Source organism: Sedimenticola selenatireducens DSM 17993 (assembly GCF_000428045.1).
Lineage (GTDB): Bacteria > Pseudomonadota > Gammaproteobacteria > Chromatiales > Chromatiaceae > Sedimenticola > Sedimenticola selenatireducens.
Genome location: NZ_KE386617.1, coordinates 14,297 through 29,854, shown reverse-complemented (window position 1 = coordinate 29,854; position 15,558 = coordinate 14,297). Strand labels below are relative to the sequence as shown.

General features: G+C 56.4%; 15 protein-coding genes and 2 tRNA genes. All 17 read right to left on the bottom strand.

Features of this window, described 5'->3' with window-relative positions:
* Positions 1-41 precede the first annotated feature (41 nt).
* A tRNA-Met gene (locus A3GO_RS0120645) sits at positions 42-118 on the bottom strand.
* A 185-nt stretch (positions 119-303) separates the two neighbouring features.
* Positions 304-1,740, bottom strand: a complete 1,437-nt coding sequence (gene nuoN / locus A3GO_RS0120640; protein ID WP_029135010.1) for an NADH-quinone oxidoreductase subunit NuoN — start codon at positions 1,738-1,740, stop codon at positions 304-306.
* A gap of 31 nt (positions 1,741-1,771) precedes the next feature.
* The gene (locus tag A3GO_RS0120635) at positions 1,772-3,289 is read right to left on the bottom strand and encodes an NADH-quinone oxidoreductase subunit M (RefSeq protein ID WP_029135009.1); all 1,518 of its coding nucleotides are present in this window, start codon (positions 3,287-3,289) and stop codon (positions 1,772-1,774) included.
* 19 nt (positions 3,290-3,308) lie between these two features.
* The gene (nuoL, locus tag A3GO_RS0120630; protein ID WP_029135008.1) at positions 3,309-5,297 is read right to left on the bottom strand and encodes an NADH-quinone oxidoreductase subunit L; all 1,989 of its coding nucleotides are present in this window, start codon (positions 5,295-5,297) and stop codon (positions 3,309-3,311) included.
* Between the two features lie 2 nt (positions 5,298-5,299).
* A complete protein-coding gene (gene nuoK / locus A3GO_RS0120625; protein WP_029135007.1) occupies positions 5,300-5,605 on the bottom strand; it encodes an NADH-quinone oxidoreductase subunit NuoK in 306 nt (101 codons plus the stop codon).
* Positions 5,606-5,616: 11 nt separating this feature from the next.
* Positions 5,617-6,216: an NADH-quinone oxidoreductase subunit J gene (locus A3GO_RS0120620; RefSeq protein ID WP_029135006.1), complete on the bottom strand. Its 600-nt coding sequence runs from the start codon at positions 6,214-6,216 to the stop codon at positions 5,617-5,619.
* 34 nt (positions 6,217-6,250) lie between these two features.
* Positions 6,251-6,742 carry an NADH-quinone oxidoreductase subunit NuoI gene (nuoI, locus tag A3GO_RS0120615; protein ID WP_029135005.1) on the bottom strand — a complete coding sequence of 164 codons (492 nt, stop codon included), beginning with the start codon at positions 6,740-6,742 and terminating at the stop codon, positions 6,251-6,253.
* A gap of 13 nt (positions 6,743-6,755) precedes the next feature.
* The gene (gene nuoH, locus A3GO_RS0120610) at positions 6,756-7,808 is read right to left on the bottom strand and encodes an NADH-quinone oxidoreductase subunit NuoH (RefSeq protein WP_051302739.1); all 1,053 of its coding nucleotides are present in this window, start codon (positions 7,806-7,808) and stop codon (positions 6,756-6,758) included.
* 3 nt (positions 7,809-7,811) lie between these two features.
* Entirely contained in the window at positions 7,812-10,115 is a 2,304-nt protein-coding gene (nuoG, locus tag A3GO_RS0120605) for an NADH-quinone oxidoreductase subunit NuoG (RefSeq protein WP_029135003.1), read from the bottom strand.
* A gap of 53 nt (positions 10,116-10,168) precedes the next feature.
* The gene (gene nuoF / locus A3GO_RS0120600; protein WP_029135002.1) at positions 10,169-11,437 is read right to left on the bottom strand and encodes an NADH-quinone oxidoreductase subunit NuoF; all 1,269 of its coding nucleotides are present in this window, start codon (positions 11,435-11,437) and stop codon (positions 10,169-10,171) included.
* A 5-nt stretch (positions 11,438-11,442) separates the two neighbouring features.
* Positions 11,443-11,973 (bottom strand): NADH-quinone oxidoreductase subunit NuoE family protein, encoded by a 531-nt coding sequence (locus A3GO_RS0120595; RefSeq protein ID WP_029135001.1) that lies wholly within the window; start codon positions 11,971-11,973, stop codon positions 11,443-11,445.
* Positions 11,973-13,226 carry an NADH-quinone oxidoreductase subunit D gene (locus A3GO_RS0120590; RefSeq protein WP_029135000.1) on the bottom strand — a complete coding sequence of 418 codons (1,254 nt, stop codon included), beginning with the start codon at positions 13,224-13,226 and terminating at the stop codon, positions 11,973-11,975. The genes A3GO_RS0120595 and A3GO_RS0120590 overlap by 1 nt, the downstream gene beginning before the upstream one ends.
* A complete protein-coding gene (locus tag A3GO_RS0120585; RefSeq protein ID WP_029134999.1) occupies positions 13,219-13,938 on the bottom strand; it encodes an NADH-quinone oxidoreductase subunit C in 720 nt (239 codons plus the stop codon). The genes A3GO_RS0120590 and A3GO_RS0120585 overlap by 8 nt, the downstream gene beginning before the upstream one ends.
* Before the next feature lie 13 nt (positions 13,939-13,951).
* Entirely contained in the window at positions 13,952-14,434 is a 483-nt protein-coding gene (locus A3GO_RS0120580) for a NuoB/complex I 20 kDa subunit family protein (RefSeq protein ID WP_029134998.1), read from the bottom strand.
* Positions 14,425-14,781: an NADH-quinone oxidoreductase subunit A gene (locus A3GO_RS0120575; protein ID WP_029134997.1), complete on the bottom strand. Its 357-nt coding sequence runs from the start codon at positions 14,779-14,781 to the stop codon at positions 14,425-14,427. The genes A3GO_RS0120580 and A3GO_RS0120575 overlap by 10 nt, the downstream gene beginning before the upstream one ends.
* Before the next feature lie 195 nt (positions 14,782-14,976).
* Positions 14,977-15,061: transfer RNA gene (locus A3GO_RS0120570), tRNA-Leu, on the bottom strand.
* A 31-nt stretch (positions 15,062-15,092) separates the two neighbouring features.
* Complete coding sequence (gene secG / locus A3GO_RS0120565; protein ID WP_029134996.1) at positions 15,093-15,503, bottom strand: preprotein translocase subunit SecG; 411 nt, start codon at positions 15,501-15,503, stop codon at positions 15,093-15,095.
* Positions 15,504-15,558: the final 55 nt, after the last annotated feature.

Below are 15,558 nucleotides of genomic sequence, written 5' to 3'. Positions count from 1 at the left end.
AAAAAGAAAAAGGGCCGCACTTTGGCGACCCTTTTCTTGTTTGGTAGCGGGGGCAGGATTCGAACCTACGACCTTCGGGTTATGAGCCCGACGAGCTGCCAGACTGCTCCACCCCGCATCTGGAGCGCAGATAATACGCAGATGAAAACACTTTGACAACCCCTCTCTGTTTAAATAATTGCATTCAGCGAATTATCCGTCATCACGCACATTTCCCTGCCCTTTTCAACCCTATAAAAAACCAAAGGCCCTGTCACCGGGACAGGGCCTTGATTGGCAATGGCAGAAAAATTTCCGTAGCAGCTATCCGAATGCGGCCGCACAGAGAGACAACAGGCTGGCAGGGAACATGCCCAGGACCAGCATGGAAAGTCCGTTTATCGTCAGGGCAATCTGTGTATCCATACCCGCTGTCAGTGGCGTCTCATCCACAGGCCTGTCAAAGTACATCAGTTTAACGATGCGCAGGTAATAGAAGGCACCGATGATGGAGAAGAATACGCCCACCAGGGCCAGCCAAGTCATATCGATACTGATGACCGCCTCCAGCACAAACATCTTGGCGAAAAAGCCGACGGTAGGCGGTACGCCCGCCATGGAAAACATGACCAGCAGCATCATTCCGGCGAACCAGGGGCTACGCTCGCCTAGACCTTTGTAGTCTTCCAGGTTCTCGGCCTCGAAGCCCCGACGGCTAAGCAGCATCACGATGCCGAAGGCGCCGAGTGCCATGATGGCGTAGACGATGCTGTAGAACATGGCGGCGGTATAGCCCTTGCTGGTGCCTGCGAGAATACCGAGCAGGATAAAGCCGACATGGGAGATGGTCGAATAGGCCAGCATGCGCTTGATGTTACCCTGCGCGATGGCGAATACGTTACCCACACCCATCGAAAGAATCGCCAGTATCACCAACATATATTGCCAGTCGCCGTGTAGCCCTCCCAGGCCATCCACCAGCATGCGCATGGCCAGTGCAAAGGCGGCAATTTTTGGTGTACTGCCCAGGAAGGTCACCACCGCAGTCGGTGCCCCCTGGTAGACATCCGGCACCCACATATGGAACGGCACAGCGCCAAACTTGAACGCCAGCCCGATCACCACGAACACCAGCCCGAACACCAATACCATCTTGTTGACATCCGGATTGGCCAACCCTTCGCTAACGGCCTGGAAACCGATTGAGCCGGTGGCGCCATAGATCATAGAGATACCGTACAACAGCATGCCGGAGGCCAGCGCACCCAGCACAAAATACTTCATTGCCGCTTCCGAGCCATCTTCAGAATCCCGGTTGAAGGCCACCAGTGCATAGAAGCAGAGCGCCAGCAGTTCCAGTCCGAGATAGACCGTGAGGAAGCTGTTGGCCGAAACCATCACCATCATGCCCAGCACGGCGAACAGGCCCAGAACGTAGTATTCACCCTTGAACAGATCCCGGTCCCGCAGGTACTCCTTGGAGTAGAGGAAGGCACCGCCACTGATGATAAAAATGGCGATTTTGAGTATGTCACTCATGCCATCCCTCACCACACTGCCATCAAACACAATGCGTGTTTCCGCCGGCGCCGTCATCAGAGTGATAACAATGGCCAGTAACAGGCTGATCTGCGTCATGCCGTAACTGATTACCCGCTGCTCATCTTTTAGGAACAGATCCACCACCAGGACCACGCAGGCCGCCGTCAGGATAAAGATCTCCGGTAATACCGGTATCAGGCTGGATGTATCAAATTGCATCGAATCTCACCAATTCCTTGAATAGGGCCGGTTAGGGTATTTTTGTTACAGCAATATGTTTCAACAGGTTGGCGATCGAGACGTCCATCACCTCGACCAGCGGCGCGGGCCAGAGACCCAGAATCAACACGGCGGCCGCCAGGGAACCGAGCACCAGGAACTCGCGCCCATTGATATCCTGCAGTGCGGCAACCTTGTCGTTTGCCACCGCGCCAAACACAACGCGCTTGATCATCCACAGCGTATAGGCGGCACCGACAATCAGCGTTGTGGCGGCCAGGAAGGCAAACCAGAAGTCGGCGCGGAAACTGGCCAGGATCACCATGAACTCACCAACAAATCCTGAGGTACCGGGCAGCCCAGCGTTGGACATGGCAAAAAACACCATGAAGCCCGCGAAGATCGGCATGGTGTGAACCACGCCACCATAATCGGCGATCTGACGACTGTGGATGCGGTCATACAACACACCGACACAGAGGAACATCGCCGCGGAGATGAAGCCATGCGATACCATCTGTACCATGCCGCCCTCCATGCCCAGTATCGCACCGCCGCTGGCATTACTATTCTGCGCGATCATGAACACGATAAAGAAACCCAGCGTCACAAACCCCATGTGCGCGATGGATGAGTAGGCGATCAGCTTTTTCATATCCTGCTGCACCAGCGCCACAAAGCTGATGTAAACGATGGCAATGAGGGATATGGTGATAATCAGCCAATCCAGGTGATTGCTTGCATCCGGCGTGATCGGCAAGCTGAACCGAAGGAAGCCGTAGCCGCCGATCTTCAGCATGATGGCCGCCAGAATGACCGAGCCACCGGTCGGCGCCTCTACGTGCGCATCCGGCAACCAGGTGTGCACCGGCCACATGGGCACCTTGACGGCAAACGCCAGCAGGAAAGCAATAAAGATCAGGATCTGTACATCCAGACCCATCTTCAGGTCATGGAAGGCCAGGATATCGAAGCTATCGGCCTGGAAATACATGTAGATCAGGGCGACCAGCATGAACACCGAACCAAAGAAGGTGTAGAGGAAGAACTTGATAGTCGCATAGACCCGGTTCGGCCCGCCCCAGACGCCGATAATCAGGAACATCGGAATCAGCATGGCTTCCCAGAACACATAGAACAGCATGGCATCGAGTGCGGAGAATACACCGACCATGACCCCTTCCATAATCAGAAACGCCGCCATGTATTGGGAAGGCTTGTACTGAATGACCTCCCAGCCGGCGATGATTACAAAAATCGAGATGAAGGTAGTCAGGATAATCAACGGCATGGATATACCGTCAACACCCAGGTAGTACTCGATCTTGAACAGTTCGATCCAGCTCGCACGCTCAACGAACTGCATGCCGGCAGTGGTCGAGTCAAACCCTGAGTAGAGCGGCAGACTCACAATAAACGTGAGGATCGCAAAGGTCAGAGCCGTCCAGCGAGTGGCATTGGCTGCCTTGTCTCCACTTGCGAGAACCAGTAAGCCACCAACGATTGGCAACCAGATGGTCAAACTGAGAATGGGCCAGTCTGCTAACATGCGATGCGTCCTACCTTTCTTAAGCGATCACGAACCAGGTCAGCAGAACAAGCAGACCCAGAATCATGGCAATTGCGTAATGGAAGAGATAACCAGTCTGGATGTTACGAACCCAGCCAGCGAAGCGACCGATCGACCGGGCGGAGCCATTGATGATCAGGCCGTCAATAAGCCCCTTGTCGCCCATGCTCCACAACAGGTTTCCGATGCCCCGACTACCCCCGGCAAACAGCGCCTGATAGGTTTCGTCAAAGCCGTATTTTTTGTCCAGTATCTGGTAGATACCCACGCTCTCGAAGCGCTTCTTCCAGGCCACAGCCAGCGCCGGCTTCTTCATGTAGAAGATGAAGGCTACCGCCACCCCCGAAGCCGCCAACAGGGTCGGCAGTCCGAAGATGCCGTGGGTGAAGAAGGCCCAGGTGCCATGGAATTCAATCTGGCCCAGGGTGTTATGCTCAGGCAGGACAAAGAGAGCATCCTTGAACCAGTCACCGAATACCATGTCGCCCACGGTGAACATACCAATGAACAGCGACGGCACGGCCAGAGCTATCAACGGCCAAGTCACCACCTTGGGTGACTCATGCAGGTGCGCCCTGGCATGCTCGTCCCTTGGGCCGCTGCCATGGAACACCAGGAAGTACATACGGAAACTGTAGAGTGCCGTGATGAACACACCCGAGACAACAGCAAAATAGGCATACCCGGAGCCGGCAATGGTGGAGTGGTGCACCGCCTCGATAATCGCATCCTTGGAGAAGAATCCGGACGAGCCCGGCAGGCCGATAAGAGCCAGTGAACCGATCAGCGAGGTGATCCAGGTGATCTTCATATACTTACGGATACCGCCCATGTTGCGGATATCCTGGTCGTGATGCATACCGATGATGACCGAACCGGCTGCCAGGAACAGCAGTGCCTTGAAGAAGGCGTGGGTCATGAGATGGAATACACCGGCCGCGTAGGCGGAAACGCCCAGGGCTACCATCATGTAACCGAGCTGGGACAGGGTCGAATAGGCCACCACCCGCTTGATGTCGTTCTGCACCACGCCGATCAGGCCGGTGAACAGGGCCGTGGTAGCACCAATAACCAGCACGAAGGTCAGCGCTGTCTCGGACAACTCATAGAGCGGCGACATGCGCGCCACCATGAAAATACCGGCCGTCACCATGGTGGCGGCATGGATCAGCGCGGAGATCGGTGTCGGACCTTCCATCGAATCCGGCAACCAGACATGCAGCGGTACCTGTGCCGACTTGCCCATGGCGCCGATGAACAGGCAGATGCAGATCACCGTCATCAGCGACCAGGCGCTATCCCCGAACAGGGTGATCTGGGTATCCGCCAGCCCCGGAGCCAGCTTGAACACCTCGGCATAATCCAGGCTGTTGGTATACATGGCAACCGCAGCGATTCCCAGGATGAAGCCAAAGTCGCCGACACGATTGACCAGGAACGCCTTCAGGTTGGCGAATACCGCAGTTTCCCGTACCGACCAGAATCCGATCAGCAGATAGGAGACCAGGCCCACCGCTTCCCAGCCGAAGAACAGCTGCAGAAAGTTGTTGGACATGACCAGCATCAACATGGAGAAGGTAAACAGCGAGATATAGCTGAAGAAACGCTGATAACTGTTGCTGCCGGCCAGGCTGCCCTTTGGCCAGTTCTCTTCGTCATGCGCCATGTAACCAATGGTGTAGATATGCACGCAGAACGAGACGAAGGTCACCACCACCATCATCATGGCGGTCAACTGGTCCACCAGGAAACCGATCTCCATGCGAATGCCGTCACTCACCATCCAGGTGTAGACGCTGTCGTTATAAATACCGGTTGTGCCGTTAATAAACTGCAGCAACACATAGAATGACAGCAGCATCGACAGGCCAACGCCACCGCTGGTGATCCAGTGCGCGCCGGCGCGACCGATACGCGAGCCCATAAAGCCGGCGATGATTGCGCCAATCAGGGGCGCCAGCACGATAAGGAGATATATCTTGTCCATGCTTAACCCTTGAGAGTATCCAGATCTTCAACATTAATGGTGCGCTTGTTGCGGAACAGCACCACAAGAATCGCCAGGCCGATAGCCGCCTCCGCCGCCGCCACGGTCAGGATAAAGAACACAAACACCTGTCCGGCGGTATCACCCAGAAAATGTGAAAAGGCGATAAAGTTCATATTTACAGCCAGCAGCATCAACTCCACACACATGAGCAGAATGATGACGTTTTTCCGATTCAGGAATATGCCCGTGACGCTGAGTGAAAACAGTATTGCGCCGAGTATGAGATAGTCTGAAAGTGCAATCATGTCGGCTCCAATCAATCCTCTGCATCCATTTTGATCACCCGCAGGCGATCGGCCTTTTTCACACGAACCTGCAGGGACGGATTCTGATACTTGGTCTCAGGGCGTCTGCGCATGGTCAATCCGATGGCCGCGATGATACCTACCAGCAGAATCACGGCCGCCACTTCAAAGGGATACATGTAGACGGTATAGAGCACGCTACCCAACTCTTCCGTGTTGTTGTAGCCGGCTGGCTGTGCCACCGGCGCCGGCACCTTATCCAGTCCGAAGTTTGCCGGACCCACTACCATAAAGATCTCGACCGCCATCACCAGGGCCACCAGCGCGCCAACCGGCATATAGCGGATGAACCCGGCCCGCAGCGTGGCGAGATCGATGTCCAGCATCATCACGACGAACAGGAACAGCACCATGACCGCGCCGACGTAGACGAGAATCAGCACAATCGCCAGAAACTCCGCCTCCGCCAGTAGCCAGATGCCGGCACTGGAGAAAAACGCCAGCACCAGAAACAGGGCCGAATGCACGGGATTGCGCCGCGTAATGACCATGGTGGCAGCAAACACCAGGATGGCCGCAAACAGATAAAAGACAAACTTCTCGAATGTCATGGGTTATTCCAGTTTCAGTTTTTAAAAACCACTTTTACCGATACTTGCCGTCTGCACGAATGCATTCAGCCAGGGCCGCCTCATGTTTATCACCAACAGCCAACAGCTTTTCCTTGGTCATGACAGCGTCCTGACGGTTTTCAAAGTGGTACTCGTAAATCGGTGTTTCGACAATCGCGTCAACCGGGCACGCCTCCTGGCAATAACCGCAGAAGATGCACTTGAACAGGTCGATGTCATAGCGTGAGGTCCGCCGTGACCCGTCTGGCAGCGGTGGTGACACCTCGATAGTGATTGCCACCGCCGGACAGGTTGCCTCACACAGTTTGCAGGCAATGCAACGCTCTTCACCATTCTCATAGCGCCGCAGGGCATGCAGCCCCCGGAAGCGCGGAGAGATCGGAGCCTTCTCCTCGGGATACTGAACCGTAAATTTCTTCTTGAACAGGTATCCGCCGGTCACCCTCAAACCCTTGAGGAGCTCCAGCATGGCCAGACTTTTGATGTAATCGCTCAGCATTTTCATCTTTCATCCAACCTCAGCTAAACCAGGCAAATCGGTAGACGACCATGACCCCGACCACCAGAATCCAGACGATAGTGATCGGAATGAATACCTTCCACCCCAGGCGCATGATCTGGTCGTAGCGATACCGCGGGAAAGTGGCGCGGAACCAGAGGAAGAAGAAGCCGGCAAAAGCGGTCTTCAGGAACAGCCAGTGAATCCCGTCACCCAGCAGGAACACGCCGTCCACCCAGCTTGCGGGCAGCGGCGACAGCCAGCCGCCCAGGAACAACAACGCTGTCAGGGCGGAGATCAGGATCATGTTGGCATATTCACCGAGGAAGAATACGGCAAACGGCATACCGGAATATTCCACATGGAATCCGGCGACGATCTCCGACTCACCCTCGGCCACATCAAACGGAGCGCGATTGGTCTCGGCCACACCGGAGATGAAATAGATCAGGAACAACGGAAACAGCGGCAACCAGAACCAGCCAAAGATACCGGCATCACTCTGCTGTGCCCGCACGATCTCGCCGAGATTAAGACTGCCTGCAGCCACCAGCACGCCGACCAGGGCAAAGCCCATGGCGATCTCATAGGCCACGATCTGCGCCGCCGAGCGCATCGCGCCCAGGAAGGCGTACTTGGAGTTGGAGGCCCAACCGGCGATGATAACGCCATACACACCGATCGAGGTGAGGGCCAGAATATAGAGCAGTCCGGCGTTCAGGTCGGCCAGCACCAGGCCATCGGAAAACGGGAACACCGCCCAGGCGGCCAGCGCCGGGCCCAGGGTCAACAGGGGCGCGATCAGGAACAGGACCTTGTTGGCCTTGGTCGGGATCACGATCTCCTTGAACATCAGCTTGACAGCATCGGCGATCGGCTGCAGCCAGCCTTTGGGGCCAACCCGATTGGGACCGATACGCACCTGCATGTAGCCGATAAGCTTGCGCTCCGCGTAGGTAAAGTAGGCCACGCAGAGCATCAGCGGCGCGACGATCACCACGATTTTAATCAGGATCTGCAGAACGATCAGATTTGTGCCCAGCCATTCCCAGAAAGTTATCAATGAATCCATCGCTTAAACCTTCTCCAGGGTCACTTCACCAAACTGTGCGCCAAGCATCTCACTACCGGCCAGCGCGGCGGGTATACGGACACAACCGTTTGGTACGTTGGGGTCAATAAATATCGGCAGTTGGGCGCGGCTGCCATCCTGTACAGCGATGGCGGATTCACCGGCGGCGACCCCCTGTCGGGCCGCTTCGTCACTGTTTATATAAATACCGGCCGGTATGGCATCGCGGGTCTGCTGCAGCGATGCCGCGTGTCGTACCAGCGGGTCCAGTGCGTAGATCGGCACGTCACCAATTCGCTGCAATCCACCGGCACCGGCTTGTGGTTCCAGGCCAGTCGCATCAGCAGTCACATTATCAGGCGTCACGCCCGCAATTGCCGTCCTGATCTCCGCCAGTACTTCTTCCGAACTGATATAGTCGAAGCCCGGGACCTCCAGCAGATTACCCAGCACGCGCAGCACCTTCCAGGCGGGACGGGTATTTCCGGCCGGGGTGATGGCGCCGGCAAAGGATTGCAATGTGCCGGCCGCGTTGACATAGCTGCCTGAGGTCTCGACAAACAGGGCCGTCGGCAACAGTACATCGGCAACGGCATCCAGATCGGCGCTTCTATAGGCGGTCATTGCCACCACAAATCCGGCCTGCTCAAAGGCGCTACTGGCCTTTGCCGGATTCCATAGATCCAGGCCTGGTTGAATACCCATCAGCAGATAGGCCTTGCGTGGCTGCTCCAGCATCGCCTGAGCATCATTGCCCTCGGTACCCACGGCACCGACCAGGCGGGCTCCCACGCTGTTAGCTGCTTCCGGCAGGTAGCCCAGCTTCACATCACAGGCCTTGGCGATGGCCGCTGCCAGTGAGCGCAGGATGGCGAAGTCGCCATGTGCGGTCGCCATATTTCCCAGCAACAGGGTACCGTTTGCGGCTGATTTCAGACTGTCGGCGATGGCCTGATGTTGTTCGGAAACAACGGCCGAATCGATCAGCGCGCCAGTGGCACCTGCCGCCTTGGCCACGGCCGCCAGTTCATCGAGCATGCCCGCCGGAGAGACGACCTGTTGTTGCGCCACATAGTTCAGATCCAGCTCAAGCGGGTTGATGAAGCTGATTGTGGCGCCTTCCAGTGCGGCCTTGCGCAGACGGTGTCCCAGCAGCGGCTGCTCCTTGCGGATGTTGCTGCCGATCAGCAGGGCGGCATCCAGCTTCTCCAGGGCCTCGATCGATTGTCCCAACCAGGGGACGCGGGGCTCTTCGCCACGGAAATCACCCTGTCGCAGACGGCTGTCGATCGCCTCGCTGCCCAGGGCCCTGACCAGCTTCTGCGCCAGAAACAGCTCTTCCAGGGTCGACGCCGGAGAGAGCAGTGCTCCGAGGTCAGCACCGGCCGCCTTCAGACCCTTGATGGTCTCGGTCAAGGCCTCGTCCCAGCTCGCCTGAGTCCATTCCCCATTCTTCTTGATCATGGGAGAGGTGAGGCGCTGTTCGCTGTAGACGCCTTCGTAACTGAAGCGGTCGCGATCCGAGATCCAGCACTCGTTGACCGCCTCGTTCTCTTTCGGAGCCACCCGGATCAACTCATTGCGGCGTACATGCACATGAACATTGGAACCGACCGAATCATGCGGTGCGATGGTGTCGCGCTGGATCAACTCCCAGGCGCGCGCCTTGAACTGTGACGGTTTGGAGGTCAGTGAGCCGACCGGACAGACATCAATAATGTTGCCCGAAAGCTCTGAATCCACACTCTTTTCTATATAGGTGCCGATGGTCATGTGTTCACCGCGACCGGTGGCACCGAGTTCGCGGATACCGGCAATTTCGGCGCCAAAGCGGACACAGCGCGTGCAGTGAATGCAGCGGGTCAGGTCGGTGACGACCAGAGGGCCGATATCCTTGTCCCGGACGATACGCTTGCCTTCAACAAAACGGGAGATATCGCTGCCGTATCCCATGGAGATATCCTGCAACTCACACTCGCCGCCCTGATCACAGATCGGACAATCCAACGGGTGGTTGATCAGCAGAAACTCCATGGTGCCCTTCTGCGCGGCCAGCGCGACAGGAGAACGGGTAAACACCTTCATCCCGTCATTCACCGGCGTGGCACAGGCGGGCAGCGGTTTGGGTGCACGCTCGACCTCAACCAGACACATCCGGCAGTTTGCGGATATGGATAGCTTCTTGTGATAACAGAAACGGGGGATATCGATGCCGGCGGCGTCGGTCACCTCGATCAGCATCTGACCGGGCGTGGCCTGTATCGCCTTACCATCTATCTCGATTGTAATCGTCTGGTCTTCAGACATTGATTTAGTTCTCTAACCAGTAGCCGTAAATAACGTTCAATGCGGGCGCGGCCTCAGCCGACCATGCATTTCTTGTGTTCAATGTGATACTCGAACTCGTGCCGGAAGTGCTTCAGCATGCCTTGTACCGGCATGGCGGCGGCATCGCCCAGGGCGCAGATAGTGCGGCCGGCGATCTTCTGCGTGACGTCATCCAGCAGCGCCAGATCCTCGGGGCGTCCTTCGCCACGCTCGATCCGGCTTACCACGCGGTAGAGCCAGCCGGTGCCTTCGCGGCAGGGAGTACACTGGCCGCAGGACTCCTCAAAATAGAAGTAGGACATGCGTTCCAGCACCTTGACCATGCAGTTGGTGTCATCCAGCACGATCACGGCACCCGAACCGAGCATGGAACCGGCCTTGGCAATGGCGTCATAATCCATGGTCAGGTCCATCATCTGGTCACCCGGAATGATGGGTGCGGAAGATCCGCCAGGGATGACGGCCTTGATCTTGCGGCCGTCTTTCATACCGCCCGCCATCTCCAGCAGGGTCGAAAACGGCGTACCGAGGGGTATCTCAAACACACCGGGGTTATTCAGATTGCCCGAGATGGAGAACAGTTTGGAGCCGCCGCTGTTTTCCACACCCAGTTGTTTGAACCACTCGCCGCCCTTCTCCATGATGACTGGAATGGAGGCCAGTGACTCGGTGTTATTGATAATGGTCGGCCGGCCATAAAGTCCGAAATGAGCCGGAAACGGTGGCTTGTAACGGGGCTGACCCTTCTTGCCTTCGATGGATTCCAGCAATGCGGTCTCCTCGCCACAGACATAGGCGCCGCCGCCCAGGTGCGAATGGAGCTGGAAATCAAACCCGGAACCGAGCAGATTGTCGCCCAGAAAACCGGCCGCCCGCGCCTCTTCCAGTGCCGCCTCGAAGCGCTCGTAAGGCTCCCAGAACTCGCCACGGATATAGTTGTAACCCACGGTAGCGCCGATGGCATAACCGGCGATAACCATACCCTCGATCAGCTGATGCGGGTTGTAGCGCAGGATATCGCGATCCTTGAAGGTACCGGGCTCGCCCTCATCCGAGTTGCATACCACATACTTCTGACCCGGCGCATTGCGGGAGATGAAGCTCCATTTCAGACCGGTCGGGAATCCGGCACCGCCACGACCGCGCAGGCCGGAGGACTTGACCTCCTCGATCACCTGCTCCGGTGGAATTTTCTCCTTGAGGATCTTGGTCAGTGCGGAGTAGCCGCCGCGGCTCTGGTAGGTCTCCAGCAACCAGGGGCGCTCAAGATCATTATTTCTGAGACAGACTTCGTTTGCCATGATGCTTACTCCAGCCCGTCCAGAATGGAATCGACCAGTTCAGGCGTCAGATTCTCGTAGTATTTGGTGCCGATCTGGAACATCGGGGCACCACCACAGGCTCCCAGGCACTCCACCTCTTTCAGGGTGAACCGTCCATCTTCCGTGGTCTGTCCCAGCGTGATACCGAGCCTCTTCTCCATGTGATCAACCAGCTTGTCGGAACCGTTGATCATGCAGGAGACATTGGTACAGACACAGACCTTGTGCTTGCCCACCTTCTTGTGCTCGTACATGGAGTAGAAAGTGGCCACTTCATAGACGGCGATAGGTGGCATGTCCAGATAGGCGGCCACCTTGTCCATCAGCTCCTGGGTGAGATACCCACCATTGTCATCCTGCACGATGCGCAACGCGGCCATTACCGCGGACTGCTGCCAGCCTTCCGGGTACTTGGCAACCCAGGTATCGATCTCCGCCCGTATCTCCGCCGGGAACAGCTGCTCCTTGTTCTCAGACGGCTTGACCGTAGTCATTGGTGAATTCTTGAAACCCATCAGCGATCAATCTCCCCGAATACGACATCCATGGTGCCGATCACCGCCACCACGTCGGCCAGCATATGGCCTTTTACCATCTCATCCATTGCCGCCAGATGCGGAAAACCGGGAGCACGAATCTTCAATCGGAACGGTTTGTTGCTGCCATCGGAAACCACGTAGCAACCGAACTCGCCCTTGGGCGCCTCGACGGCGGCATAAGCCTCTCCGGCGGGTGGGCAGTAACCCTCGGTAAAGAGTTTGAAATGGTGAATCAGACTCTCCATATCACCCTTCATATAGTCACGGGCCGGCGGCGAGATCTTATGATCCTCGACAATCACCGGGCCTGGATTCTCACGCAACCACTGGACACACTGCTTGATAATGCGCGTGGACTGGCGCAACTCCTCGACCCGCACCAGGTAGCGGTCATAGCAGTCGCCATTCACGCCCACAGGGATATCGAAATCAACCTTGTCGTAGGCGGCGTAAGGCTGTTTTTTACGCAGATCCCAGGCCAACCCTGAACCACGCACCATGGGACCGCTGAATGAGAGCTGCTTGGCGCGCTCCGGCGTCACCACGCCGATACCGACCGTGCGCTGCTTCCAGATCCGATTGTCCGTCAGCAGGGTCTCATATTCGTCTACCAACCCTGGAAAACGGTTGGCAAAATCCTCAATGAAGTCGAGCAGCGACCCCTGACGGGTCTCATTCTTGCGCGCAATATCGGCGTCACTGCGGAACTGATTATTGGCATAGCGCGGCATCACTTCCGGCAGATCACGATAAACCCCGCCTACCCGATAATAGGCGGCGTGCATGCGCGCGCCCGAGACCGCTTCGTAGCAGTCCATCAGATCCTCGCGCTCGCGAAAGGCATAGAGGAATACCGTCATGGCACCGACGTCCAGCGCATGCGTTCCCAGCCACATCAGGTGATTGAGAATCCGGGTGATCTCATCGAACATGGTGCGGATATATTTGGCCCGCATGGGGACCTGAACACCCAGCAGTTTCTCCACCGCCATGACATAGCCATGTTCACTACACATCATGGAGACGTAATCGAGCCGATCCATATAGGGAATCGTCTGATTAAAAGGCTTACTCTCGGCCAGCTTCTCGGTCGCTCGGTGCAACAACCCAATGTGCGGGTCGGCGCGCTCAATCACTTCGCCGTCCATCTCAAGAACCAGGCGCAGCACACCATGCGCGGCCGGATGCTGGGGACCGAAGTTGAGGGTATAGTTACGAATCTCAGGCATCTGTAGAGTCCTGCTGTGCATTGGACACAAATCGGTTATCTTCGCGAATCACCTTCGGCACCAGCACACGGGGATCAAGAGAAACCGGCTCGTAGATCACCCTTCCATGTTCCGCGTCGTAGCGCATCTGGACATTGCCTTCGAGGGGGAAGTCCTTGCGGAATGGATGACCGACAAACCCATAGTCGGTCAGGATACGGCGCAGATCCGGATGACCGCTGAACATTATTCCGTACAGATCAAAGGCCTCACGCTCAAACCAGTCAGCCCCGCGCCAGATATCCACCACGGAATCGATGATCGGCTGGGTGGCATCGACAAAGGTTCTTAGTCTCAGGCGCTGATTGTGCGCCATCGACAGGAGATGATAGACCACAGCGAAGCGATCGTTTTCGCCGCGCGCGGATACATCAATAATATGTCGATCCACACCACGAGAGAATCCTGCCGCCGAGGCTTCCTGGGTCATCCATTCGGATTCACCATAACCGGCGTAATCAACACCGCAAGCATCGACCAGCTCTTCAAACAGAAAGGCCTCGTCATCACGGAGTTCCGTGGCGATGCTCAACAGATGCTCCCTGGGGATCACCATCGTGACTTCGCCCAAGGCAAAGGTCACCACGCAACCTTTTGATGCATAGCGTTCAACCAGATTGGCCTGCAGTGTCTCGTGGCGAAGCTGGGATTTCGTCTTGACAGTTTCGTTCATTAATCCGACTCACCTAGTCCTGACGCGCGATAGTGCTGGTACGTTTGATTTTTTCCTGCAACTGGATGATGCCGTAAAGGAGTGCCTCGGCAGTGGGCGGACAACCCGGTACGTAGACATCCACCGGCACCACACGATCACACCCGCGCACCACGGAGTATGAATAGTGATAGTAACCGCCGCCATTGGCGCAGGAGCCCATGGAGATCACCCAGCGGGGTTCGGCCATCTGGTCATAGACTTTGCGCAGCGCCGGCGCCATCTTGTTGACCAATGTGCCCGCCACAATCATCACGTCGGACTGACGGGGACTGGGGCGAAAAATAATCCCAAACCGATCCATGTCATAGCGCGCTGCCGCTGCATGCATCATCTCAACCGCGCAACAGGCGAGACCGAAGGTCATTGGCCAGAGGGAGCCGGTACGCGCCCAGTTGATCAACTTGTCGGCGCTTGTGGTGATGACACCCTTTTCAAGTATGCCTTCTACTCCCATTCCAGGGCCCCTTTCTTCCACTCATAAATAAACCCGACGACCAACACACCCAGAAAGACGGTCATGGCGACAAGTCCAACCATGCCGATTTTGTCCAGGACAATGGCCCAGGGAAACAGAAAAGCAATCTCGAGATCGAAAATAATGAACAGGATGGCGACCAGGTAATACCTGACATCGAATTTCATGCGGGCATCTTCAAATGCCTCAAAACCACACTCATAGGGAGACAGCTTTTCGCTATCGGGGCGTCTCGTGCCGAGCACAAAACCCAGTGCCACCATGACGACCCCGACAATCAGGCCGACACCGATAAACACCAGAACGGGAAGATAGTTCTCTAACATTTGCTCTCGTCCTTCTCACCGGGCGCTCATCAGCAGTGGCCCCAGCCATAAGTTTAACGGGGCGAAATGGTAGAGCAGCCGACCTGATCTGTCAAGCTTATGGAGATAATAAAAAACTTTATAATCAACCACTTATGATTGATTTTATTAACAAAAAACGGCACCACCCCAACGGGTGGTACCGTTCTTTCAATATGGTGCCGATGGCCGGATTTGAACCGGCACGGCTTGCGCCACTACCCCCTCAAGATAGCGTGTCTACCAATTTCACCACATCGGCATAGGGCCAGCTCCAGCCCATCTGAATCATTTCATTCTGTTACCTTCGGCTGCTCGCCGTTGTCTGTCGTTACAGACGGAACCACCGGCACTTCAACAGCGCCACCGGCCGTACCTGGAATTGCAGGGACTTCAGACATCGGCTCTGGCCTGGAAACCGGAATCTCCACCGCCGGGGTCGAATCTTCAATCATCAACCCAGGACGCTCAACCGCCTGCATGGAGAACCAGCCCATACCCAGGCTGGTCAGGAAGAAAAGGGTTGCCAGCAGCGCCGTCGCCCGACTTAAAAAATTGGCTGAACCTGCAGCACCAAAAACCGTGCCTGATGAACCGGAGCCAAAAGCCGCGCCCGCATCAGCCCCCTTGCCGTGCTGCATCAGCACGAGACCAATGACACCAACCGCCAGGAAAAGATGGACTACGACCAGAATTGTTTGCATTCGGGCTTCCGTTGGATAGCTGAAAATTCAAAGCGCGCATTGTACATGATGCAGT

What these genes read in the sequence shown, in the direction of transcription:
- nuoN (WP_029135010.1), bottom strand. Translation starts at nt 1,740, where the DNA reads ATGCAATTTGATACATCCAGCCTGATACCGGTATTACCGGAGATCTTT.
- A3GO_RS0120635 (WP_029135009.1), bottom strand. Translation starts at nt 3,289, where the DNA reads ATGTTAGCAGACTGGCCCATTCTCAGTTTGACCATCTGGTTGCCAATC.
- nuoL (WP_029135008.1), bottom strand. Translation starts at nt 5,297, where the DNA reads ATGGACAAGATATATCTCCTTATCGTGCTGGCGCCCCTGATTGGCGCA.
- nuoK (WP_029135007.1), bottom strand. Translation starts at nt 5,605, where the DNA reads ATGATTGCACTTTCAGACTATCTCATACTCGGCGCAATACTGTTTTCA.
- A3GO_RS0120620 (WP_029135006.1), bottom strand. Translation starts at nt 6,216, where the DNA reads ATGACATTCGAGAAGTTTGTCTTTTATCTGTTTGCGGCCATCCTGGTG.
- nuoI (WP_029135005.1), bottom strand. Translation starts at nt 6,742, where the DNA reads ATGAAAATGCTGAGCGATTACATCAAAAGTCTGGCCATGCTGGAGCTC.
- nuoH (WP_051302739.1), bottom strand. Translation starts at nt 7,808, where the DNA reads ATGGATTCATTGATAACTTTCTGGGAATGGCTGGGCACAAATCTGATC.
- nuoG (WP_029135003.1), bottom strand. Translation starts at nt 10,115, where the DNA reads ATGTCTGAAGACCAGACGATTACAATCGAGATAGATGGTAAGGCGATA.
- nuoF (WP_029135002.1), bottom strand. Translation starts at nt 11,437, where the DNA reads ATGGCAAACGAAGTCTGTCTCAGAAATAATGATCTTGAGCGCCCCTGG.
- A3GO_RS0120595 (WP_029135001.1), bottom strand. Translation starts at nt 11,973, where the DNA reads ATGGGTTTCAAGAATTCACCAATGACTACGGTCAAGCCGTCTGAGAAC.
- A3GO_RS0120590 (WP_029135000.1), bottom strand. Translation starts at nt 13,226, where the DNA reads ATGCCTGAGATTCGTAACTATACCCTCAACTTCGGTCCCCAGCATCCG.
- A3GO_RS0120585 (WP_029134999.1), bottom strand. Translation starts at nt 13,938, where the DNA reads ATGAACGAAACTGTCAAGACGAAATCCCAGCTTCGCCACGAGACACTG.
- A3GO_RS0120580 (WP_029134998.1), bottom strand. Translation starts at nt 14,434, where the DNA reads ATGGGAGTAGAAGGCATACTTGAAAAGGGTGTCATCACCACAAGCGCC.
- A3GO_RS0120575 (WP_029134997.1), bottom strand. Translation starts at nt 14,781, where the DNA reads ATGTTAGAGAACTATCTTCCCGTTCTGGTGTTTATCGGTGTCGGCCTG.
- secG (WP_029134996.1), bottom strand. Translation starts at nt 15,503, where the DNA reads ATGCAAACAATTCTGGTCGTAGTCCATCTTTTCCTGGCGGTTGGTGTC.